Raw genomic sequence first — 23908 nt, 5'->3', positions numbered from 1 at the left:
TCAGGCTCTTTCGTCTGCGGTTTCATTGCGGGTCCCCTCGATGGACTGGAGGCGTTCCAGGAGTAGCGCCTCGACGTCGCTGTCGCTCAGCGCCTCGACGTCGAGGACCGGCTCGGACGCCGCGGGTGGCACGGGTGGCACGGTGTCGTCGGCGGGCGCCGCGTCCAGGGGTATCCCCATCTGCTCTGCGAGGAACGGCGCGAACGCGTCCACTGTGGGGTACCGCCAGGCGAGCGTGGCCGGCAGCGTGGCGCCGACCAGCTCCTCCAGTCGCCTGCGCAACTCCAGCGAGAGCAGTGAGTCGAAGCCCATGTGGGCGAGGGGGACGGTGGTGTCCACCCGGTGCGGGGCCTGCTTCAGCACGTGGCCGACCTCCTCCCGGCAGCGGCGGAGGAGCACGTCGCGACGGCGCCTGCCCGGCTCCACCGCGAGCAGCGCCCGGCGCAGGTCGTCGCGGCGCTCCCCGGCCGAAGCCGGCGGCGACTCGGCCGGCTGCAGGGCCTGCTGCGCCTCGGGCAGTTCGCGCAGCAGGGGCCGGGGCCGGGCGATGGCGTAGGCCGGGGTGAACAGGGACCAGTCCACGTCGGCCACCACAGTCGTGGGCCGGTCCGCGCCGAGCGACCGGTCCAGCTCGGCCAGGGCCGGCTCGACCGGCATCAGCCGCAGGCCGCGGCGCGCCAGTTCGTCCTCGTGCGCGTCATGGGCCTGACCGGCCGCCCACGGGCCCCACTGCACCGACAGCGCCGGCAGTCCCCGGGCGTGGCGGTGTTCGGCGAGCGCGTCCAGGTAGGCGTTCGCAGCCGAGTAGGCGCTCTGGTATCCGCTGCCCCACACCGCGGTGATCGAGGAGAACAGGACGAAGGCGTCGAGCGGGCCGGTCAGCAGTTCGTGCAGGTGCAGTGCGCCGGCGTCCTTGCCCGCGACGACGCGCTCCAGGTCGGCGGCGGTGGTGTCGGTGAGTGGTTTCACCAGCGAGACGTCGCCCGCGACGTGGAACACGGAGCGGACCGGGTCGCCGGCGGCGGACAGCCGGTCGAGCAGCGTGGCGAGTTGGGCCCGGTCGGCCACGTCGCAGGCGGCCACTGTGACCCGGGCGCCGAGCGCGATCAGCTCGGTCTCGAGGTCGGCGGCGCCCGGCGCGGCCGGACCGCGCCGGCTGGTGAGCACCAGGTGCTCGGCGCCGGCGCGAGCGAGCCGGCGGGCCAGCTCGGCGCCCAGCGTGCCGGTACCACCGGTGAGGAGCACCGTCCCGCGGGGCCGGTAGGCCGGCGAGGCCGGCTCGTCGACGGGCGAACGCACCAGTCGGCGGACGAACAGCCCGGCCGGCCGCACCGCCATCTGGTCCTCGTCGGCCGGACCTCCCAGTGCCACGGCGAGTCGTTCCACAGCGGTCCCGTCGAGAGGGCCGGCGACGTCGATCAGCCCGCCCCACCGTTGCGGGTGCTCCAGGCCGATCACCCGACCCAGTCCCCAGGCGAGCGCCTGGGCCGGATGCTCGACCGGGTCGGCCGGACCGGTCGACACGGCACCCTGCGTGATCAGCCACAGTGGAGCGTTCGTCGCCGTGTCGGCCATGGCCTGTGCCAGGGCGAGGGTCGGGGCGGCGCCGCCGGGCGGCGGCGCGTCGGAGACGGCGAGCAGAGACACCACGCCGCTCGGCGGCTCAGGCGACCGCCGCAGGGCCGCGGCGAGCGACGCCCGGTCCGTGGCGACGACCGGCACGTCGACGACTGTCGCGCTCTGGCCGGCGAGTGCCGCGCGGACCGCGGCGGCGAGGTGGGCGCCGCCCGGGGTAGCCGGAGTCACCAGCAGCCAGGTGCCGGACAGCGGCGTGGCCCGGGCGTCCGGCAGGGGCGCCCACGTGACGCGGTAGCGCCAGGACTCGGCGGCGTCGCGGCCGTGGGCCGACCGGCGCCAGGCGGCCAGGGCGGGCAGCACGGTGGCGAGGGCGGCGCGCTGGGCCGTGCCGGCGAGTCCCAGCACGCCGTGCAACGCGTCCAGGTCACCGCTCTCCACCGCCTGCCAGAGCGCACGGTCGGCCGGCGGGACCTCGTCGTCCTGGTCCACCCAGCAGCGTTCCCGCTGCCACGGGTAGGACGGCAGCGGCATCACCGGCGGGACCGCGCCGTACAGCCGGGCCCAGTCGACCGGCAGACCGGCGCAGTAGAGCGCGGTCAGCTCGCCGAGCAGCGCGGCGCGGCCGGGCCGGTCGCGGTGCAGGGAGCCGACCACCGTGCCGGGCTGGTCGCGCAGGTCGAGCTTCTCGGCGAGGGCGCCGACGAGCATGGGGTGGCCGGAAATCTCGACGAACGTGTCGTGCCCGGTCGCGAGCAGGTGGTCCACGGCACGATCGAGCAGCACCGGCTGACGCAGGTTCGTCGCCCAGTACCCGGCGTCCACGGCGGACCCCTCGATCGGCTCGCCGGTGACGGTGGAGACCAGGGTACGGGCGGCCGGCCCCGGCGTGAGGCCGTCCAGCGCGTCGCGCAGCACGGGCTGGAGCGGCTCCATCTGCGGGCTGTGCGAGGCGTAGTCGACGGATTCCAGGATCCGGCAGAAGACGTCCTCGGCGTCCAGGAGGCCGGCCAACCGCTCCACCGCCGTGGTCTCACCGGAGATGACAGTCGAGGTGGGGCCGTTCTCGGCGGCCGCGGAAACGAGGCCGTCGCCGAGCCGGGCCAGGATCTTCCGGGTCTCGTCGTAGGACGCGCCGACGACGGCCATCTTGCCCCGCCCGATCACCGTGCGGATCACCCGGCCGCGGTGCAGGGCGACCCGGAGGGCGTCGTCCAGGTCGAGGGCGCCGGCGACGTGCGCGGCGGCGATCTCGCCGACGCTGTGTCCGACCACAGCGGCCGGCTCGACGCCCCAGGACCGCCACAGGTTGGCGAGTGCGATCTGCAGCGCGCAGGTGGCCGGCTGCACCACGCCCGGGTCGGCGAGCCGGGACCGCTCCGGCGCCATGGTGAGCTGCTCGACGAGTGACCAGTCGACGTGCTGGCGCAGCGCGGCGTCGCACCGGTACAGCGAGTCCCGGAAGACCGGTTCGCTGTCCAGCAGCTCGGCGGCCAGCGGCCACCAGCGGGGGCCCTGCCCGGCGAAGACGAACACCGGCCGGGGCCGGAGGCCGGTCCGCCGGAGGCCGGTGACCAGACCTGGGTGGTCGACCCCGCGGGCGTGGGCGGCGAGCGCCTCGCCCAGCTCGGCCGCCGATCCGCCCACGGCGGCCAGTCGCCGCGCGTGATGGGTACGCCGGACCGCCGCGGCCGCGCAGTACGCCGCCACCGTGGATTCGGCTCCGGGCTCCGCGAGCCGGGCCGCGTGCCGGGCGGCCAGCTCACGCACCGCCGCGTCGGTGGCCGCCGACACGGTGAGCACCAGGGTGCGGCCGGGGACCGTCCGTTCGGCCGGCACCGTCGGCGGCGCCTCCTGGAGCACCAGGTGACAGTTGGTGCCGCCGAAGCCGAACGAGCTGACACCGGCCAGCGCCGGGCCGTCACCGGCCGGCCACGGCTGCGCGGCGTCCGCGACCCGCAACCGCAGTTGTTCGAAGGGGACGTGCGGGTTCGGCTCGCGGTAGTGCAGGCTCGCCGGGACGCGGCGATGGCGCAGCATCAGGGCGACCTTGATCAGACCGGCGATGCCGGCGGCGGCCTCCAGGTGACCGATGTTCGACTTCACCGACCCGATCAGGCAGGGTCGCGCGGGGTCACGGCGCGCGGAGACCACGGCGGCGAGCGCCTTCGCCTCGATCGGATCGCCGAGCAGCGTGCCGGTACCGTGCGTCTCGACGTAGTGCACGTCGCCGGGCGCGACACCGGCCCGGAGGTACGCGGCCCGGACGACCGATTCCTGGGCGTGCGGGTTAGGTGCCATCAGCCCGTTGGTCCGGCCGTCCTGGTTGACCGCGCTGCCACGGATGACCGCGTAGATCGCGTCGCCGTCGCGCACCGCCTGGGAGAGCGGCTTCAGGACCACCACACCGGCGCCCTCGGCTCGGACGTAGCCGTCGGCGCGCGAGTCGAACGGCTTGCACCGCCCGTCGGCGGCCATCGCGCCGGCCCGGGTGAAGTTGATCGCCAGCGCCGGGGACAGGATGAGGTTCACCCCACCGGCGAGGGCGAGGGTGCAGTCACCCTGCGCGATACTGGCGCAGGCCTGCTGCACCGCGACCAGCGAGGACGAACAGGCCGTGTCCACGGCGAGGCTCGGCCCGCGCAGGTCGAAGAGGTAGGAGAGGCGGTTCGCGGCGATGCTGAGGGCGTTGCCCGTCCCGGTGTGCGCATCGATCCGGTCGAGCCGCCGCGACTGCAGGTGTGCGTAGTCGTTGGTGGCGATGCCGATGAAGACCCCGGTGGGCGAGCCGGCGAGGTGCTCCGGCACGATGCCCGCGTCCTCCAGCGCCTCCCAGGCGACCTCGGCGAGCAGCCGCTGCTGCGGATCCATCCGGGCGGCTTCGCGCGGGGAGATGCCGAAGAAGGCGGGGTCGAAGCCCTGGACGCCACCGGTCAGGAATCCGCCCCACCGGCTGGCGTCGAAGTCCGCGGCCCGCCAGCGGTCGCCGGGTACCTCGGTCACGGCGTCGCGGCCCTCGGCGAGCAGCCGCCAGTACTCCTGCGGCCCGTCGGCACCGCCGGGGAAGCGGCAGCCGATCCCGATCACCGCGACGGGTTCCGGACCCTCCGTACGCGGTGGTGCGGACGCCGGCCCCGCGGCAGCCGCGGTCCCGTCGCCGTCGCCGGCCAGGAACCCGGCCAGGGCTTCGACCGTCGGATACTCCCAGGCGAGCGTGGCCGGCAGCGCGCGGCCGGACCACTGCTCCAGTTCGCCGATCAGGCCGAGAAGGTCCACCGACTGAAGGCCGTAGGTCGCTGTCGGGCGTTTCGGGTCGACCGACCCGGGGTCGAGGTGCAGGCGGGTCGCGAGTTCCCGCAGGATCCGCTCCTCCCACTGTTGCCGGGTCAGGCGTTCGGCCGGCGCGGGTTCCCGAGCGGGGCCGGCGGCCGCCGCGGACGACCGCGCCACCACGGTCAGCGAGCCGGCCAGGTAGGCCTGCTTGCCGGCGAACCGCTGGAGCTTGCCGCTCGACGTCTTCGGGATGCCGCCCGCCCTGACCAGCACGATGTCGTGGACCTGAAGGCCGTGATCCGCGGCGACCGCGGCGCGTACGGCGGCGAAGACCTCACCGGTGTCGAGGTGGGCGGCACTCCCGTTGATCGCTTGGAGCACGACGAGCCGCTCCTCGTCGCCGGCATCCACCGAGAAGGCGATCCCGGCGCTGCGGCGCAGCGCCGGGTGGGCCTCCTCCACGGTGCGCTCGATGTCCTGCGGGTAGTGGTTCCGGCCCGCGATGATCACGAGGTCCTTGATCCGGCCGGTCACGTAGAGCTGGTCGCCGTCGAGAAAGCCGAGGTCACCGGTACGCAGGAACGGGCCGGTACCGTCGGCGAGCTGGGCGCCGAGCCGTTCGGCCGTCTCCTCCGGGCGGCCCCAGAAGCCGCGCGCCACACTCGGTCCGGCCACCCAGATCTCGCCGACGTGGCGCTCCGGCAACGGCGTCCGCTCGTCCGGGGCGGCGACCACGAGCTGGTGCCCGCTGATGACCGGGCCGCAGCCGACCAGGGTGCGGGCGGCGTCGCCGGGCTCGGCCGGTTCGACGCGGTCGCGTTGCAGCGTGTCGGCCCGCACCCGCAGCAGCGACGGCTCGGACGCCCGCGTGCCACCGGCGATCAGCAGCGACGCCTCGGCCATCCCGTAGCAGGGGTAGAGCGCGGTGCGGCGGAAACCGCTGATCGCGAACGCGTCGGCGAACCGGTCGAGCGTCGCGGCCCGGACCGGCTCGGCACCGGAGAAGGCGACCTGCCAGTTGCTGAGGTCGAGCTCGGCGCGCTCGGACTCGGGGATCTTCGCGACGCACAGGTCGAAGGCGAAGTTGGGTCCGCCGGCGTGGGTGGCCCGCTGGTCGGCGACGGCGCGCAGCCACCGGACGGGCCGCTTCAGGAAGGCCAGGGGCGACATGAAGGTCACCGGATACCCGCGGTAGGCCGGCTCCAGCAGCCCGCCGATGAGACCCATGTCGTGGTAGGGCGGCAGCCAGATCACGCAGCTCGGATCCGGCTCGTCGGGGTCGAAGAACCGGTCGTCGATGGCGGCCAGGTTGGCGAGCAGGTTGGCGTGGCTGAGCATCACGCCCTTGGGGCTTCCGGTGGAACCGGACGTGTACTGCAGCAGGGCCAGGTCGTCGCCCCGCACCCCGGGACGCCGCCACTCCCCCGCCGTCGCGTCGTCCACGTCGTCCACCGCGATCCACGGCAGCGCGCCGGCCTCCGGGGCGAGGGCCGCGAGGTGCCCGGCGAGCCCGGCGTCCGCGGCCGGGGCGAGAACGACCGCCGGAGCGGCGTCCCGGAGCACACCGGCCAGACGGGGCAGCATCCGGGCGAGCAGGCCCGGGTCCGGCGGGTAGGCCGGGACCGGCACCACGCCCGCGTAGAGGCAGCCGAAGAACGCCACCACGTAGTCGAGCCCGGGCGGGCAGAGGATCAGCGCCCGGTCCCCCTCCGCCGTACGCTGGCGCAACGCGACCGCGGTGGCGCGGGCGCGGCGGTCGAGGGCGGCGCCGGTGAGGATCTGCGCCGGACCCTCGCCGTCGACGAGGAACCGGTAGCAGGGCACGTCCGAACGGCGCTGCAGGACGGTATGGAAGCGGTCGACGAGGGTCTCGTCCGCGGATGCTGCCATCACACACTCCAGTTCTCGCAGGGTCTACCGGGCCGCCCCGGTCAGGCCAGGCCGGCGCCCCACAGGCGGGCTCGGTCCAGTTCGCCGTCGGCCAGCGGGCCCTCGGTCGCCGTGACGACGAAGCTCGCCCGGGCGACCACGTCCACCCGCTGCCGGCGGAGCCGCTTCTGGATGCCCTTGGCGGCGGAGCCGGAGAAGAATCCGGTCCCGGTGACGGTGTCGAAGGTGGCGGCGCGGCCGGCGAACCCGGTGGGCAGCCGGTCCAGCCACTCCGTCACGCCGGTGGCGGCCGGGCTGCCGCCCTTCATCGCGGCCTGCCGGCGCGACGCCGGCCCGGGGAGACCCATGTTGTGCGTGGGCGCGCCGACCAGCAGCAGGTCCACGCCGTCGAGCGCGGGCGCGGCGGCGGCCTCCGCGACGGTGACCTCGGCCCCCGTGGACCGCAGGCCGGCGGCCACCGCGTCGGCGACCCGGGACGTGTTGCCGAAGCACGACTCGGTGACGATCAGGACGTTCATCTCGACTCCTGGCTGGGTGACATCGGTTGCGGGACGCGCGGCGGACGCCGCTCGATCAGTGCGGCGGCGCCGACGGCGGCGAGAACGCCCAGGACGATCAGGGGCAGGCGTGCCGGCTGCGGCGCGACCAGTGCCGTCGCGGCCGCGAGCACGGCCGGCCAGGCCCGGCCGGGCCGTCGGCGCAGCCGGATCGCGGCGGTGGCCGACACGGCCGCCGCCACCCCGAGGCCGGCGTGCCAGCCGGCCTTCGCGCCGTCGCCGGCGAAGAACTCGTCACCGGTGGCGGTCAGCAGCAGCCCGAGCGCGACGCCCAGGACGACCTGCAGGTGCACGGCGCCCACGAACGCGCCGAGCATCCGGCTCCCCCGGCGCGTGCCGCGCCGGGCCGACACGATCAGCCCGCCCAGGGCGGCGCAGCCGGTGACCAGGACGAGCCAGCTGTTCCAGACGTGGGCGTGCCGGAGCACCTCATCGAGCGCGTCCATCGCACCTTCTGCCAGCGAGGGGGTGAGCAGCGACGGGAGCGACGGCAGCCGCTCACGGTCGACGACCGTGAGTCCGGGACACCTCAACCCCGTGGTCCACAGTGGACCGGCGTCCTCGGATGCCAGTTGCATCCCCGGTGGTGTGACTGTCGGACGCCCGAAAGGCGGTGTCAACGCAGCCGGATCGCCGCCGGGGTCGCTACGGCAGGTAGCGAGTCGAGTGCTCATCGTTCATCCGCGCTGCTCGTACGCATTGTCATCGGAGCACCACGAATCGCGTGCGCAACGTGCACAACAAGGTCATCTCTCACCGGAATCCGCCCGCTCAGCGGATATCGTCCTGACCGAGAAGACGATCTGCGTCACCCCAACGTCCGAGGCCCGCCGACCGTGACGGATGATCCGGCCACGCGGAACGGCCATTGCCTTCCGGCATGCCGGTACCACCTGCCGAAAGACCCTCGACAGTGGACCGATGGGCCCTGCGATGGCGCGGCACCGTGCGAAATCCTGGACGCGCAGCCATCGATCCGCGTCTTGAGGAAGGTCACCATGACACGCAATCGACCATGGTCGCCCGCCGCCAACGTCGGACGGCCGTGATGAAGGGCCCGCGCACACCGGCTCGGGAGAACGCCGCCGCCCTGGCGGCCGCCCGGCAGGCCGACTCGGTGCGCCGCCGGCAACGCGTCCTCGACGCACTCCGGCACGTCGCCGCCCACGGCGGTGACACCAGCATCAGCGGTGTCGCACGTATCGCCCGGGTGCACCGCACCTTCATCTACCGTCATCTCGACCTGCTGGCCCAGGTGCGGTCGCTGGAACGGGACGACCGCCCCGGCGGGTGACGGACGACCACCCGCCGGGGTCCCGCGGCCCCACCCGGCCCGCGGCACCCCGGCGGGTGGGGGCAGACCTCGGCACGCCAACGGCCGGCGTCTGCTCACGAACCTCGCCGGACGGCTCAGGTCTGCCCGGTCGCGGCCGCGGCCCCGCCCGACGTGGTGAGCGTCGGCGGCACGGGTCCGGGTGCCTCCCGCAGCCCGAACCGGTCGTGCAGACGCCGCAGCGGACCGGGAGCCCACCAGGTGGCCCGCCCGCCCAGGCGCATCAGGGCCGGCAGGAGCGCACCGCGGATCAGTGTCGCGTCCACGAGCACGGCCAGCGGCAGGCCCACGCCGTACGCCTTGATGTAGGTGATGCCGGAGACGGTGAACGCCAGGAAGACGATCGAGATGAGGACGGCCGCCGCCGTGACCATGCGCCCGATGCGTTCGAGCCCGATCGCCACCGCGGCGGTGCCGGAGCCGGTCCGCTCGTACTCCTCGCGGATGCGGGAGAGCATGAACACCTGGTAGTCCATGGCGAGCCCGTAGGACAGGGCGAACAGCATCACCGGGATCGTCGACGCGATGGTGCCGGTGACGGTGAAGCCACCGAGCAGCCCGGTCAGGTTGCCGTCCTGGAAGATCCAGACGAGTGCGCCGAACGTGGCCGTCAGGCTGAGCGCGCTGAGCAGCAGCGCGAGGAAGGGCAGCAGGACGCTGCCGGTCAGGAGGAACAGCAGCACCACCATGGCGACCGCGACCAGGCCCAGCACGTACGGCAACCGGGCGATGAGCACGTCGGTGGTGTCGACGCTCACCGCCGCCGTCCCGCCCACCAGGGTCGGGAACGGCGCGGGCGCACCCCGCACGTCGCGGACGAGACGCAGGGCGTCGTCCGGGTCCGCCGTCTCCGGCACCACCGACAGGTAGACGCCGTCGCCGAGGGCGAAGCGGCGGTGTGCCTCCTGCGCGGGCACCCGCAGCGCGCCGCCGACGTAGCTGCCGGTGCTGGTGTCGACGCGGCCGACGTCGGGCAGCCGGGACAACCGGGCGGCGTACGCGCCGAGTTCGGCCGGCGCCGGGTCGGCGCGGGGCGCGACGACCTGAAGGGCGTTCAGCTCGGCGCCGTCGAAGTTCTGCCTGATGAGGGTGGTCACCTGGCGTGCCTGCGACGACTCCGGCATGGAGCGCTCGTCCGGCATGCCCAGCCTGATGTTCAGAAACGGCGTACCGAGCAGGAGTAACAACACGACGACCACCGTCGCGACCGGGACCGGGCGGCGCATGACGAAGGTCGCCAGGCGGTGCCAGAATCCGGACTCGGGATCCGCATCGCGGGCCGGCCGCCGCCGGCGCAGCACCCGTCCGCGCTCGATGCGCGGGCCGAGGACGACCAGCAGGGCCGGCAGGGCGGTGAGCGAGCCGGCGGCGGACAACACGGCGGTGACCACGGCGCCGAGTGCCAGACTGCGTACGGCCGCCAGCGGGATGAGCAGCAGGCCCGACAGGACCAGCACGATCGTGACGGCGGAGAAGACGACCGTACGGCCGGCCGTCGTCATCGTCGTCCGCAGCGCTCCGGCCATGTCCCGGCCCAGGGCGAGTTCCTCCCGGTACCGGCTGACCATCAGCAGGCTGTAGTCGATGGCCAGTCCCAGACCCAGCAGCGTGACGACGCTGACCGCGAAGACGGAGACGTCGGTCGCCGAGGCGACCAGCCACAGCACGCCCATGCCGAGCAGCATGGTCAGGAACGCCACACTCAGCGGCACGAGTGCGGCCACGAGCGAACCGAACACGATCACCAGGACGACCATCACCACCGGGAACGCGATCGCCTCGCCCTTGGTGCCGTCCTTCTGGCTCTGCTCGGTCGTCTCCTTCCAGAACATCGCCGAGCCGCCCACCCGGACGTCGAGGCCGTCGTGCGATCCCTCGTACCGGGGCACCAGTTCGTCGAGAATCCGGTTCACTGTCGTCTCGTCTCCCGAGACGCTCGCGCCGATCAACGCCTTGTCGCCGTCGTGGCCGCGCAACTGCGGCGGCCGCCCGGCGGTCCAGTACGAGGTGACGTTCGTGACGTGCGGCTCGGCGGCCAGCCGGTTGCTGAGCGCGGTGCCGGCGCTGACCGCCGCGGCGCTGTCCACGCCCGACGGCGCGCTCACCACCAGCGTGAGGTTGGGCGGGCCCTGCCCGGCCGCCTCCAGCACCTGCGCCGCCCGTCCGGACTCGGCGCCCGGGTCGGCCAACCCGCCGGCGGTCAGCTTGTCGAACAGCGTCGCGCTCGCCACGCCGCCGACGACGGCCAGCACCACGAACAGCGCCAGGACCGTCCGGCTGCGCCGTAGCGTCAGTTGGGCCAGCTTCTCCAGCATGTGTCCACTCCTTCGACGGGACGGGTCGGACATCCGACGGGCTCACCGGGGCCGCGCCCCGGCATCAGGCGGCCACGGTCCGTTCGCGCGGCGCCGGCACCGGCGCGGCCGGCACGCCCACCGGCGGCCGGTTGAGGTTCCAGGGCGACTGCCCCTCGGCCCGGATCTGCCGGTAGAGCATGCGGACGTAGACGATGTCGAGCACCAACATCATGACGAACCAGGACAGCACCAGGTAACGGTCCGGGAAGAGGATCAGGACGTTCAGCCCGGCGAGCTGCGACCCCACCATCTTGCAGATCGCCGCGTACACCGACTGGCCGGCCGACGAGCGCCTCTTGACCAGCATCACGATGAAGGCCGCGCTCATGCCGACGTTGAGCGCACAGCCGCTGTACATGCCGAGGATGTCCCTGAACTCGCGCGCCATGAGGAAGAGCTGCACCGCGGCGATCGCCACCAGGCCGAAGAACAGCCGCCGGAACAGCCGCCGGGACAACCGGGGGAAGTCCCGGTGCCCGTACCTCACCACCTGCGTGACGATGACGATGTCGACGAAGAACCAGACGAAGTTGGCCGGTCGTTGCGCCGGCTCCTGGTCGATGACGAACGAGTGCACGAACTCCCAGGCGAAGTTGATCGCCACGATGACGACCGGGATGCCGACGGCCTTGTCGACGAAGGCACGCTGGATCGACAGGCCGTAGGCGAGTATCCAGAACACCGCGATTCCCGCCACGATCGCCCAGAACCATCCGTTGCGGAAGTCCGCCGGCGCGGACACGGACGGCGCCACGCGGGGCAGATCGACGAGAGCCGGGGGAAGCCAGTCCATCGGAACCTCCGTTCCTGAAAAGGGGGTCGAGAGTTGACGCCTCAGGTCCACCGGCCGGTGCCGGGCGTCCGGCTGGTGCCGAGGACCTGCTCCTGCAGTGCCAGCCGGCGGACCTTCCAGGTCGCCGTCCGTGGTACCTCGTCCCACGGCACCAGCCGGGGGGCGGCCATCTCGGGCAGGCCCCGGCCGGCCTCGCGCCACTCCCGCGCGTCGAGCCGGTCGTCCCGCATGCAGAGGACGGGCACCGGCGGGCCACCCGGAAGCGCCAGGACCGTCACGTCGGTGGCGTTCGGCAGCCGGTCCAGCAGGATGCTCTCCAGCTCCAGGCAGCTGTGACCGGGCAGCATGTCGACCTCGCGGTCGAGCAGGCGGATCCGTCCGAAGGCGACGCGCTCGGCGAGGTCCCCGGTGTTCCACCACCGGCCGTCCAGCTTGGCTCGGTACCTGTCGTCCTCACCCAGGTACGTCAGGCACCGGGCCCGGGTGGCGATCAGCAGCAGTCCCCGCCGGCCGCGGGGCTGCCGGCGACCGGTCACCGGGTCGACGACACGGATCCGGACGCCTGCGGCCGGCCAGCCGGTGGTGCTCCGGTCGGCAGGTGCGCCCGGGCGCACGGTACGGCGGGTGAAGAGGTTGACGGTGATGCCGGTGACCTCCGACTGGCCCAGTCCCCAGCCCCACACCGGGAACCGGCGCCCGGAGGCGTTGAGCATCATGCGCAGCGTCCGGGGATGCACCGCGTCGAAGGTGCTCACGAACAGGCGTACCCGGCCGAACAGCTCGGGGCGCCGCTCGGCCAGCACCTCCCACCGCTGGAACATGTTCGGCATGGCCTCCAGCGTGGTCGGCCGGTGCTCGGCGAGCATCCGCTCGACGACCGGCAGGCCCGGGTCGGAGATGGCCACCAGTCCGCGCGGGGCCATCTTGAGCTGGGAGGCCGTCCACGCCATCACCCGGATGTGCGCGAACGAGACGGCGGCCGCCGTCACGTCACTGTGCCGGGTGGTCAGGAACGGGATGAAGCACCGTTCCATCCGGGCGGGAAACCGGCCGATCGCCGTGTTCGCGCTGTGCAGCACCAGCTTCGGCACGCCCGTGGTGCCGGACGTGTGCGTCGAGATCATCGGCTCGTCGGCGCCCCCGATACGCACCGGGGCCGGAGCGCCGCCGCGCAGGTCGCCGAGCGTCAGCGTACCGGCGGGCAGGTCGCCGACCGGCGCGCCGACGGCGATGGTGCGGACCCCGGCAGGGACGAGCGCGACGCCCGCCTCCCCGGCGGACGCGAGCAGCCGGGTTCCGGCGACCAGCAGCGTGGGCTGGGCCCGGCCGATCAGGGCCCGCACCGTCTCCACCGACGCGATCGGCGCGATCATGACCGGCAGCGCACCGAGCCGGGCGGCGGCGGCGGCCAGCAGCGGCATGTCGAAGTGGTTGTCCTTGGCCACCACGACCCGGTCGCCGGCGCGCAGTCCGGCCGCGTACAGACAGTCGGCGAGCAGCGTGACCGTGCCGGCCAGCGCCGCGCCGTCGTAGACCGTGCCGCCGTCCGGGACGACGTCCAGCGGCCGGTCGAGGTGGACGACCGTCTGCCGGCGGCGTTCGGCGTGCCAGTGGAACAGACGCCCGATGTGATAGGGCGAGGGTCGGAGCAGTGCCATGTCGGTGGTCCTTCGACGGCGGGCGGGGAACGGCGGGGCCGGGGGGTCAACGCGCGAGCAGGTCCACCGCCACCAGTCCGAGGAAGCCGAGGTCGTACGCCACGAACGCGGCGACCCGTGCGCTCTGCCAGCGGTCGTGCACCGCGAAGTGGATCTGCGCGACGTGCAGCGCCGTGGCCGGCGCGAGCGCCGCTGCCGCCCACCACGGCTCCGTGCTGACCAGGGCGAACATCCCGATGACGAGCACGGACGACATGAGGTACGCGACAAGCGCGAGCTTCACCGTCGACATGGCGGCGACGACGGGAAGGGTGCGCCGGCCCACCCGGGCGTCGCCGTCGCGATCGCCCACGTTGGAGCACGAGACGAGCATGACGAGCCACAGGCCCATGAGCGCGCCCTGGAGTGCCGCGTGCCACGTCCAGCGGCCCTCGATCGCGAGGTACGGGAACAGCAGACCACCGAGCGTCCCGACGCCCAGCAGCAGTTCCGCTCCCCCGAGGTGGTAGCTGAACCGCAGCCCGCCGGAGTACTGCGGCCCGAGCACTGTCACGAGGGCGAACACGACCACCGCCGACAGCGGCACGTCCCAGTGCAGGACGGCGAAGCCGGCGATGCCGGTGACCACCGCGAACGCCTCCGCCAGCACCGCGAAGACGACCGCCTGGCGCGTCGTGACCGCTCCGCTGAGCAGCGGTTTGCGGCGGATGTCCCGCCGGAAGCCCGGCCGGGTGTAGTTCGCCGCGTCGCTGCCGTTGCGGTACCCCACGATGTCGTCCACTGTCGCGGTCGCCGCGACGAGACCGGCCGACGCCAGCAGGAACAGCACCAACGCCGGGATCGCGCCCGGGCGGTCCAGCGCCGCCGGGCTGAGCGACAGGGCGGCCAGCGCCCACGGGAAGAAGTGCAGGTAGACCGAGATCTTGGAGATCCGGGCCAGCCCCACGGCGACCTGCCACGGCGACCGGACCCGCCCGGGCACCGACAGGTCAGAACTCATCGATCTGTTCCTCGACCTTGATGCCGACGTGGCGCCCCGGCCGGCAGACCGTTCCCAGCAGCTGCGTGCCGGGCCGGACCTCGGTGAGGTTGAGCGGCCGGCCCTCCGCGCCCATCACCCGCACGTGCCAGTCGTCCTGGAGCAGCACGTTGACGACGGTGTCCCCGTGCCGGGCCTCGATGAGCCGCAAGGGTCGCAGTTCCACCTTCACCCGGCCGACCAGGACCTCGCGGAACCGGCCGTCGGCCGACACCGCGTACGCCGGCTCACCGGCCCGCAGGTCCGTGATGTACGCGGTCTCGTCGGCGCCGAAGACGTACGAGTGCACCGCACCGGCGTTGACGCGGAACGGCCGCAGGTTCATGTACGGCAGGTGGTGGACCTCGGCACACACCAGCACGCCGCCCGACGAGGTGGAGCCGACCACCATGCCTTCGTCCTCGCCGAACAGCGTCGCGGTGTCGATGCAGCCGCGGTGCCCCATGCCCACGGGATCGGCCCGGATCACCTCGAGTGCGACCATGTCGCGGCGTGTCTCCCGCCGTGCCCGCAGCACCTCGCCGACCCGGTCGAGATCGCCGAGCTGGTCTCCCCGGACCACGATGCCGGCCGGGCCGCTCTCCAGCACCCCCACCACGGTGGCGGCCTCCGCGCTGCTGACCAGTTCCTTCAGCACCCGGGTACGCGTGCCCTGCGCCCGGGCCAGGAGCAGTTCGAGCGGGATGTTGGTGTCGTCGACGAACGCGGCGACGAGAACGTCCACGGAACCGCACAGCGCGGCCGCGGCGTCCATGCCGGCGCCGTCGGCGATCTCGCACCGCACTCCCAGCCGGCGGCCGCCGACGGTCGGCCGCAACGCCTGCAGGATCTCCGGTGTGCCGGCCACCACCAGGTCGACCGGGCTGTCACCGAGGTCCAGCTCATCGGGCCGCAGCGCCAGGCAGGCGAGCGTCGTCCGTTCCACCGGCTTCCAGTCGGCGAGCTGGTCGAGCCGGGCCAGCACCGTCGTCACCGCCGACGTGCGTACGTGGGCCAGGGCAGCCGGCGTGGCGCCCGCGCTCAGTCGGCTGACGTCCGCCCACAGTTCGGCTTCCATCAGATGCGTCCTCCCCGTCGAAACGACATTCCCGTCATGCCTCGGCGCCGGTCGGCGCCTGCTCCTCGCCGTGCACGACCGCCTGCAACTCGGCTACCGCGCGCGCCGGGTCGGTGCTGCCGAAGACCCACCGGCCCACGCACAGGCCGGCCAGCCCGACCCCCATCGCGTTCTTCGCCGAGTGGAGGAAGTCGTCCCAGGTACCCGCCGCCTCGCCACCGGCGACCACGACGGGCACCGGGATCGAGCCGGCCAGGTCGCTGACGTGCTCCGCGCCCGGGTGGGCCGTCTTGACCAGGTCGGCACCGAGATCGGCGGCGACCCGGGCGGCGTGGACGACGGCCCGGCCGTGCCGGTCCGGCGTCGTCCGCACGTACGTCATCACCATCAGCGGAAGTCCGAGCCGGTCGCAGGACGAGGCGAGATCGCCGAGGTTCGCCAGTGCCGCCCGGTCCTCCGGGCTGCCGCAGCCGAGCGTCACGTGGGCGGACACCGCGTCGGCCCCGAGCGCCAGGGCGGCCTCCGGCTCACACACGCGGGTCTTGACCTCGGATCCGGGGCTCAGGTCGGTGTTGCCGGAGAGGTGGACGATCAGGGCCGTACCCCGCTGCACCGGCATCTCGTGCGCGGCGGTGCCCCGGTGGGTGACGACGCCGTCCGCGCCGCCGGCGACGACGGCCCGGAGCACCCTCCCCATGTCCGACAGACCGCCCACGGTCCCCATCGTCACTGTGTGATCGACGGCGACCAGGAGTGTTCTGCCGTCGTCTCCGAGCAGGCGGGCCAAGCGACGCTGCTTACCGCTCACCATCTCTGTTCTCCCTTCGCAGGTGTTGTCTCGGGTCGGTCGAGCGGACGGCCACCCCCTGGCGGGGCGCCGGCGCCCCGTCAGGGGGCCGGCACCGCAGGCGGGCAGCCGGTCAGCGTTCCCGGTAGGCGACGAGGTGGGCCATCTCGGTGAGCTCCTCGCGCCAGCCGTCGGCGAGCGGGGCGTCGGCGATGGCGCGGCAGCCCTGCTCGACGAGCCGGTCGATCTCCTCCTCCATCCGGGCGCGTACCCCGGTCTCCGCCAGCCGGCGGAGCAGCCGGCAGGCGTCGCCGGGATCCGCGGTGAGCAGATCGCGGATGCCCGGGTCGCGCTCCACGGCCAGGGCGATCAGGAGCGTCATCTTGTGCTGTTCCAAGTCCAGTCCGTGCGGCTTGCCGGTCACCGAGGAGTCGCCGAAGACGTCCATGAGGTCGTCACGGAGCTGGAACGCCTCACCGACGGCGGTCCCGTAGGCCGCGAACGCCGCGGCGAGGTCCGGCCGGCCGGCGATCACGGCGCCCATTTCGAGCGGCCGGTGGATCGTGTAACGGCCGGACTTCGCCACGGCGATGGACCGGGCCAGGTCGAGATCGACGGCGAACTCGGCGCCCGCGACGATGTCGGCGAACTGACCCACGATCAGCTCGGACCTGAGCTGTGCCCACAGCGGGCCGACGACCGGCGACGCCGGGGCGATGAACTGGTCGGCGTAGACCAGGGCCAGGTCGCCGGCCAGGATGGCGACGTTCTCGCCGTACCGGTGCGCGTCACCCGTCCAGCCGAGCCGCCGGTGCACGTCGGCGTGCCGGTGATGGACGGTGGGACTCCCGCGACGGCGCGTCGCCCCGTCCATGATGTCGTCGTGGATCAGGGCGCAGGCGTGCAGCAGTTCCAGTGCACCGGCCGCGGCGAGCACGCGCTCGTCGCCGGGCTCGCCTCCGGCGGCCAGATGTCCGCTGACGCAGAACGCGGGCCGGATCCGCTTGCCGCCGGCAGCCACCATGTGGGCCACGACGTCCACCAGTTCCGCGCTCCGGGGAGTCTCCGGCGAGCATCGTCCCCGCTCGGCGCGGAGGAACGCGTACAACTGCTCATCCACCAGCTTCACCAACTCCTCGCGGAGCTGTCGCGGAGAGGCGGCCGTGGCGCCCGGAGCGGGTCCGGCATTCGTCGTCGTCACATCTTCCCCCCGTGGCACGGCAACCGTTCGACCGGTTCGTACGTTCAGGACCCGTTCGGGAGCCGAGCGGCGACATCGGCGACGGAACTGAGCCGGCTCAACTTTTTCGATGCCCGTCGGCAGTGTCAACCATCGATCCCCGGCGGCTGCCCGGTCGCGGAGCGCAGGTGTGCGACTACGGGGCGCTCATCTTCCCTGTGCATCGCGGTACGCACACACGGTCATCGATTCAGTGCGCAACGTGCACGACATGATCCAGAACGGGACGAGAAAGTCCGTTCGGGGGAGCGCTTCCTGACCGATGGTCCCCCGCCGCCGACGGCTTTTCGTCGCACCGTCGCCGGCGCGCAGCGGCGGGGCGCGACGGCAGCGGCGTGGTCCCGGGCGGCGACTGCCGATCGATGCCGGGGCGGCAAGGAGGCCAACGGCCCGAATAGTCACATCCAGGGGCCCTTGGCGCGGGGGCCGATCATCGAAATGGTTGAACCGTCGCATGTGGACTACAGTTCCCGGAAGGAAGTTCGATCGCATGGCAACGGACAGCATCTGCGCCGTCATCGGAAGCGGCCTCTTCGGCATCCTGGCCGTCCGCGAGCTCACGCGCCGGGGAAACGTCGTGGACTGGTACTCGTCGGACCCCGAACCGGGTGGGATCTGGCAGCCCATGCCGTGGGGCAAGACCCGCGAGAGCACCGAGCTGGTCAATCCGGGATGGTGCATCGCCCCCGAGTTCAGGACGAAACCGAGCGTGACGGTCCAGGAGTTCCGCGATCTCCTGAAGTCCTGGTCCGACGAACGCGCCGACCTCCAGCGGCGGCTTTTCCGCACCCGGGTCGGCCAGGTCGTGGAGCATGACTCACACGTGGATGTGACCAGCCCGCACGGCGAGACGCCGTACGCGTTCGTCGTCGTCGCGACGGGCCACTACGGCACGCCGCGCCTCCCCACCAACTGGACGGGGGACAACTGCTACCACGCCTCCACCCTCCAGGACCTGTCGCGCATTCGGCCACACCAGTCGGCACTCGTCATCGGCGGTGGCCAGAGCGGTGTCGAGGTCTGCGAGGAGATCATCGAGCAGCGGCCCGACGTGCGGCTGTCGTGGTGTACCGGGCGCAGGGTGCGGCTGATCTCCCGGCTCTCTCCCCTCGCCATGCTGGGGACGTGCGTCCGCTACTCGACGAGAGGGGACGCTCCTCGCGGGTTCGTCATCACCAAGAGTCCCGCCACGGTCCCGACCCGCTGCACGATCATGCCGACCCGCGTCCTCCAGGTCGACGGGGAGCGAGTGGAGTTCTCCGACGGGAGCGTCGAGAAATACGACCACATCATCGCCGCGACCGGGTACGCGTCACCGGTCGGCCTCGACTTCCCCGCTCCGGGCCGGGGCAGGACCAAGGGCATGCGTCTCTCCCCACTCGGTCGCATCGTCGCCCTGAACTACGACGGCGACGGCTGTGGGGGCGCATCGATGAGTTGCGCCCGCAAACAGGCAGCCGCGTCCGCCCGGATCTTCACCGATCTGGGCAGGCAGAAGCCGACGGCGTGACCGGTGATCCGACAGCCGACGGGAAGAGGTGGCCGATGCTCCTTGTCAGGCCGGCCCGTCTCGAAATCGAGGCCACCGGACCGGCCTCTGTCAGTTCACAGGCTCGATCCGGGCCAATGTCCACGGTGATTCGCCAGGCTCCCGGTTCGGGGAGACGGATCAGCCCAAGAAAGAAGAGCGCGGCGTTCGGCACTTCCGCGGTCTCGAGCGGAGTTCTTTCGACGCGAACGACATCGCCTCGGCTGGACAGGGAGACAGCGATGATCGAGGCCGCCGCAGGCGGCTGCCGCCGGTCCGACGCGCCCCAGAACTTCGTACCCTGGCCCTGTCGCCAGAACGGACGATTCGACGCCAATGGTCCCGCCCTAACCAAGACCTGCTGGCCGTTCTCGGCGGCGCGTCCGTCCACGCAGTTCGTCGGCTCCGCGACGTCCTTCATAGCGTCGGGCGTGGCGGCGCTGGCGGCCGAGCCGGTGCCCGGGTCGGCGGCGGCCGGAGCGCTGCGGCCCGACGAACATCGGCGAGCAGGACAAATGAGGCAATCGCGAGCACCGGGGCGATCCCGTGCGACGGGAAGGAACGCATCCTGGACACCCCCTCACGCGGGCTCGGACGGGACGGCGACACACACCCTTCCGAGTTCCCCCCCCCGCTTTGATGGAACTCCATCAAAGCGGGGGTAGCTCACCCAGCCCGCCACCGCCGCCGCGAGCGCGAGGACCGGATGGTCCCGCCCCTGCGACGACCGGCCATCCGACACTCCGACCAGCAATTGAGCAGGTCATCACACGCCTGCTCGATCGATACACCAGCAACCGCCATCCCGGCGGCAGGCATGACACACTGCACCACGACGAAGCTCCGTGAAGAACAAGATCCCTGAGAAGACCTCGTTCTACGTGGTGTTGGACGCCTCCGCACACTGCGACGTGACGCGACCGGAGTTGTGATGGTCGACCTCATCCGGTCGGATCAGCCCCTCAGCGCTGCGCCGTCATGCAAGCGCTGGCGCTCGGACAGGGCCGTCGTTCACTGCCCGAGAGGGCGGTAGCGGAGGTGCACGACGCCGTTTCGGAATCGGCGCTCATCGAGGAGTTCAAGGTCGACGCGCATGCCGGTCGGCAGGCCCGGCTTACCCCCGCCGACGACCACGGGCCAGACGAACAGCTGACACTCGTCGACCAGCCCGGCCTCAAGAGCCTGCGCCGCGAGGTTTGCACCTCCAACGGTGAGATCGCTGCTGGCCGCGGCCTTCAGTTCGTGTACTTCGGCGGGGTCGAAGCGGCGTTCGAGTCGGGTGTCAGCGGTTGACACCGCGGCGAGCGTCGTGGAGTACACGACCTTTCTCGCTGCCTGCCAGGCGCTTGCGAAGTCGGCCATGAGGTCGGACTGCCCGGCCAGAGCGGCGTCGGTCTCCCAGACGGCCATCGCCTCGTACAGCCGCCGCCCGTAGAGGAACATGCCCACGGACCGCAGGAGATCGGTGTAGACAACGAATACCTCGTCGTCCATCGGCAACCAGGCGAACGCGCCGCGTTCGTCCTCCATGTAGCCGTCAAGGGAAACGTTATTCACATAAATCAGCTTTGCCATGCCCCCACCTCTCGATGATCAACCGCAACAGCCCGGACACTCATCAGCGTGGTCAACACCTGAGGCCGGGCCACCGGCTCCTCCGGCCAGCGAGCGCCCCGAGCCGGCACACAGAGCCCGGCCCGCGGTCGGCGCGCTGACCGCCGCCCAGGTGGCAACGTCGATCGGCCACCCGCACGTTGACGAAGACCGCGTGCATCACCTGCACCGGTACCAGCCCCAGCAGCACGGTCCGGCCCGCGAAGTAGCCGTCCCAGCCGCGTTCGGCACCTCGGAGAAGATCACGGCGGCAATGGGCAGACGAAATCGAACATCCAGCAGACCTTGACGCACGGATGCATCACCCATCACTTCCTGTGACCACGACAGCACCCTCGTACGCTGCCCCTTACAGTGACTACGAACACCCCTGCCCGAATCCGACACCTCCGGTCGACACCAACCCAGACAAGTTCAGCCGGCTCTCATGGCCGCGACCCGGGCGCCAGTTCACCTCCATCGATTACCCATCGTGAGTAGCAGACGTGAGTCTTCGGACCGACCGCCATCGCAGCGCCCCGAACGCTTCGCGCCCCGACCTCTTGCACAACTGGCGTACCCGACTCTGTACCCGGACCCGTACGCCGGCTCCGCCGCAGTAAGCTTCGCCTCGCCGTCAGGCAGGGCGGTGCAACAGGGCAGCGTCGCTGGAGACCATTACGTCGAGCAGGCTGGCGCCTCGCCGCTGCAGCAGACGCGCGGTGAGGGTGGGGGTCAGGGAGAGGCTGACCGCGGCTAGCAGGATGGCCCCGAGCACCGGCGTCCACAAGTGACCCCCGGTGGTGGCGCCGATGATGCCGGGGAGAATGGCGCCCAGCAGGACCACGGGGAAGATCGTCATTTGTCCACCGGTCGGATCGCCTGCTCGTTGTCCAGGGTAGCGGCGATCGCGGGCATCGGTGCCGACAGCCGGCATCAGGAGCGCGATCAGCGGTGCCACGGCGCAGGCCACTGCGGCTGCGGCGATGGCGCCGCTGATGGCGACGACGCCCAGCGGAGAGCGGGTCACGGCCCACAACACGGCCGCCAGCACGATCGACGGTACGCCGAATAACAAGAACCATGCCGCCATCCGGCCGCGTACGTCAGCCTGAAGGGCGCCCGGTGTGGTGAGCAGCTGCCACAGGGCCGTGCCGTCCAGGGCGTAGGTGTTGACCGCGACCATCGCGCCGAACACCGCCGCCGCGGAACCCACGAGAGGCAGCGCCCAACTCCAGTCGGAGACCCCGATGATGAGCGCCATCAACAGCGGGGTCAGCCAGGCACTACGCAGTTCCACACCGCGCGCGGGATCCCGCGACCAGGTGGCCAGCTCTCGCGAGACCACAGCGGACACCTGCGGCGTCGTGAACGGAAGCGACAGCCCATGACCCGGTGCGTGAGGGCGTCGCGGCGTCACGAGGCGAGGTGGGCGGCGTAGGGCCCGCGCTGTCAGCGTGGTCCACCCCATGTGCAGCAGTGGACCCAGGGTCAGGAGGGCCATCAGCGGCACGACGACCGCTTCCGTCCCGGCGTTGTCACGGGCGGCGATCGCGGCGCCGTATCCCCATCCCGTGGGCAGGAGGGCGAGCACGTCGATGATCGGCGCGGGTAGCTGCCCGAAGGTGGGGAGGACCAGGGTGGTGTCGCTCTGACCGAGGCGGGGCAGCAACCAGGCCGCGATCGGCACCCAGCCAGCGAACGACAGCGCGAGCATGACGGCGGTCTGGGTGGCGGCCAGCCTCATCCCGGCCCGGGTCTGCAACAGCCAGGCCGCGATCACCGCCACCGTCTTGCCCGCCCAGACCAGCAGGTACAGCTGTGCCACCATCGCCACCGCGCCGATCGTGGCCGCCCTCAGGCCGCCCGGTGCGGCAAGCACGACCAGGGACGACAGACAGGTCAGCGTGACCAGCGGGCCGACGCCCAGCAACTCGGTCCAGGACAGAGCCCGAGCCGCGCGCCATGGCCGCAGTGGATAGCCGCGCAACCAGTCGCGCGAGATGACCGACGGATCGTGGCGTGGCTGGGTCAGAGGGCCGAACAGCCACATGCCTCCCCATCCGGTGAGCGCCACGGCGATCCAGCCTTCGTGGAGCAGTCCGCGGTTGGCCACCGCTGCGCCGACGACCACCAACGCGGCCAGGGCCATACCGGTGACCAGGCTGAATCCGCGCTCGTTGTGCGGGCCGTTGCGGAACAGGCGCAGCTTCAGCGCGAACAGGGCGCGAGTCATGTCAGCCACCTCAACGGGCGGACCGGACCGGCGCCGACCAGCTCGACGAAACGTTCGTTGAGCGTCCCGTTCGCTGCCACCTCGTCCACCGGCCCCTCGACCACCACCCGGCCACCGGCCACCAACGCCACCCGGCGGCAGTTACGTTCGACGAAGTCCATGATGTGGCTCGACATGACCACCGTGCCACCGGCGGCGACGTACTGTGCGAGCACCTGTTCGATGGAGCGGGCCGAGACCGGGTCGATCGCCTCGAACGGTTCATCGAGGATCAGTACCCGGGGCCGGTGCAGCATCGCCAACGCAAAGTTGATCTTTTTGCGCATGCCGGTGGAATACTCCACGATCAGCGTGCGTGGAGTGGCGTCGAGTCCCAGGATCTCCAGCAGATCCTCGGCGCGGACCCGCCAACTGTCATCCAGCCCACGCAGCCCGGCGCTGTACCGCAGCACCTCGGTGGCGGTCAGCCGTTCGGGTAGCGACAGCCCGTCCATCATGATTCCGAGCTGGGCGAGCGCGGCTTGCCGATCGGTTCGCAGATCATGACCGGCGATCCTGATCGTGCCGGAGGTCGGCTCCCGCAACCCGCACATGGCCGTCAGCGTGGTGGTCTTGCCGGCCCCGTTCGGGCCGACGATGCCGTAGCACATTCCCGCTGGGATGCTCAAGCTGACCCGGTCGACGGCGAGTACAGCGCCGAAACGCTGGGTGAGGTCAGTTACCTCAACGGCTGGGACGGTGGAATCGAACACTTGCATCGTCTCTTTCCGGCAAGGAACGGCAGACCGGTCGATTCGGCCGCACTATTCGTCGATCAGGCCGCGGATCTCGTCCATGCGACAGGACGTCGAAGCGGGTTGCCGTGGCAGCGCGTACACAACGAAATGCGCTGGCCGCCGAGCGGCCATCCAAGTGACGCCACGCCAGCAGTCGCCCGCTGCTACAGCAGAGCGACGTTCGTCCGGCTCCGCCACCACACGATTAGTTCACCG

General features: G+C 72.0%; 15 protein-coding genes. 2 read left to right on the top strand and 13 right to left on the bottom strand.

What is annotated here, in order from left to right; translation table 11 throughout:
* The 3 genes from ABD52_RS02395 to ABD52_RS37315 are packed head-to-tail and all read right to left on the bottom strand — an operon-like array spanning nucleotide 1 to nucleotide 7741.
* The gene (locus ABD52_RS02395; protein ID WP_053065267.1) at nucleotides 1–6738 is read right to left on the bottom strand and encodes a type I polyketide synthase; all 6738 of its coding nucleotides are present in this window, start codon (nucleotides 6736–6738) and stop codon (nucleotides 1–3) included.
* A gap of 41 nt (nucleotides 6739–6779) precedes the next feature.
* Nucleotides 6780–7256, bottom strand: coding sequence for a flavodoxin domain-containing protein (locus ABD52_RS02390; RefSeq protein WP_047890613.1), 477 nt, complete (start codon nucleotides 7254–7256; stop codon nucleotides 6780–6782).
* The gene (locus ABD52_RS37315; protein ID WP_053065266.1) at nucleotides 7253–7741 is read right to left on the bottom strand and encodes a hypothetical protein; all 489 of its coding nucleotides are present in this window, start codon (nucleotides 7739–7741) and stop codon (nucleotides 7253–7255) included. The genes ABD52_RS02390 and ABD52_RS37315 overlap by 4 nt, the downstream gene beginning before the upstream one ends.
* 602 nt (nucleotides 7742–8343) lie before the next feature.
* Here ABD52_RS37315 and ABD52_RS02380 point away from each other — a divergent pair.
* Nucleotides 8344–8589: a hypothetical protein gene (locus ABD52_RS02380; RefSeq protein WP_152748170.1), complete on the top strand. Its 246-nt coding sequence runs from the start codon at nucleotides 8344–8346 to the stop codon at nucleotides 8587–8589.
* Between the two features lie 116 nt (nucleotides 8590–8705).
* Here ABD52_RS02380 and ABD52_RS02375 read toward each other — a convergent pair whose 3' ends face one another.
* The 7 genes from ABD52_RS02375 to ABD52_RS02345 all read right to left on the bottom strand — a co-directional run bounded on the left by ABD52_RS02375 (nucleotide 8706) and on the right by ABD52_RS02345 (nucleotide 17448).
* Nucleotides 8706–10943 carry an MMPL family transporter gene (locus ABD52_RS02375; RefSeq protein WP_053065264.1) on the bottom strand — a complete coding sequence of 746 codons (2238 nt, stop codon included), beginning with the start codon at nucleotides 10941–10943 and terminating at the stop codon, nucleotides 8706–8708.
* A 64-nt stretch (nucleotides 10944–11007) separates the two neighbouring features.
* Entirely contained in the window at nucleotides 11008–11778 is a 771-nt protein-coding gene (locus tag ABD52_RS02370) for a hypothetical protein (RefSeq protein ID WP_053065263.1), read from the bottom strand.
* A gap of 41 nt (nucleotides 11779–11819) precedes the next feature.
* Nucleotides 11820–13436: a class I adenylate-forming enzyme family protein gene (locus ABD52_RS02365; RefSeq protein ID WP_047890612.1), complete on the bottom strand. Its 1617-nt coding sequence runs from the start codon at nucleotides 13434–13436 to the stop codon at nucleotides 11820–11822.
* Between the two features lie 46 nt (nucleotides 13437–13482).
* Entirely contained in the window at nucleotides 13483–14436 is a 954-nt protein-coding gene (locus ABD52_RS02360) for a UbiA family prenyltransferase (RefSeq protein WP_082171176.1), read from the bottom strand.
* Nucleotides 14426–15532 (bottom strand): 3-dehydroquinate synthase II, encoded by a 1107-nt coding sequence (locus ABD52_RS02355; RefSeq protein ID WP_053065262.1) that lies wholly within the window; start codon nucleotides 15530–15532, stop codon nucleotides 14426–14428. The genes ABD52_RS02360 and ABD52_RS02355 overlap by 11 nt, the downstream gene beginning before the upstream one ends.
* A 34-nt stretch (nucleotides 15533–15566) precedes the next feature.
* Nucleotides 15567–16343, bottom strand: coding sequence for a class I fructose-bisphosphate aldolase (locus tag ABD52_RS02350; protein ID WP_047890610.1), 777 nt, complete (start codon nucleotides 16341–16343; stop codon nucleotides 15567–15569).
* Nucleotides 16344–16452: 109 nt separating this feature from the next.
* The gene (locus tag ABD52_RS02345; RefSeq protein ID WP_200905152.1) at nucleotides 16453–17448 is read right to left on the bottom strand and encodes a polyprenyl synthetase family protein; all 996 of its coding nucleotides are present in this window, start codon (nucleotides 17446–17448) and stop codon (nucleotides 16453–16455) included.
* Between the two features lie 601 nt (nucleotides 17449–18049).
* Here ABD52_RS02345 and ABD52_RS02340 point away from each other — a divergent pair.
* Nucleotides 18050–19069 (top strand): NAD(P)-binding domain-containing protein, encoded by a 1020-nt coding sequence (locus tag ABD52_RS02340; protein ID WP_047890608.1) that lies wholly within the window; start codon nucleotides 18050–18052, stop codon nucleotides 19067–19069.
* 1029 nt (nucleotides 19070–20098) lie between these two features.
* Here the strand turns inward: ABD52_RS02340 and ABD52_RS02335 are convergent.
* From ABD52_RS02335 to ABD52_RS02325, 3 genes are all read right to left on the bottom strand, one after another.
* Nucleotides 20099–20662, bottom strand: coding sequence for a dihydrofolate reductase family protein (locus ABD52_RS02335; protein ID WP_047890607.1), 564 nt, complete (start codon nucleotides 20660–20662; stop codon nucleotides 20099–20101).
* Between the two features lie 655 nt (nucleotides 20663–21317).
* Nucleotides 21318–22916 (bottom strand): hypothetical protein, encoded by a 1599-nt coding sequence (locus ABD52_RS02330; protein WP_047890606.1) that lies wholly within the window; start codon nucleotides 22914–22916, stop codon nucleotides 21318–21320.
* A complete protein-coding gene (locus ABD52_RS02325) occupies nucleotides 22913–23674 on the bottom strand; it encodes an ABC transporter ATP-binding protein (RefSeq protein ID WP_047890605.1) in 762 nt (253 codons plus the stop codon). Before ABD52_RS02325 ends, ABD52_RS02330 begins: the two co-directional genes overlap by 4 nt.
* Between the last annotated feature and the right edge of the window lie 234 nt (nucleotides 23675–23908).

Source organism: Micromonospora sp. RV43, assembly GCF_001029515.1.
Taxonomy (GTDB): domain Bacteria; phylum Actinomycetota; class Actinomycetes; order Mycobacteriales; family Micromonosporaceae; genus Micromonospora; species Micromonospora aurantiaca.
The sequence above is the reverse complement of the archived record's forward strand: the minus strand, read 5'-3'. Positions and strand labels throughout refer to the sequence as shown.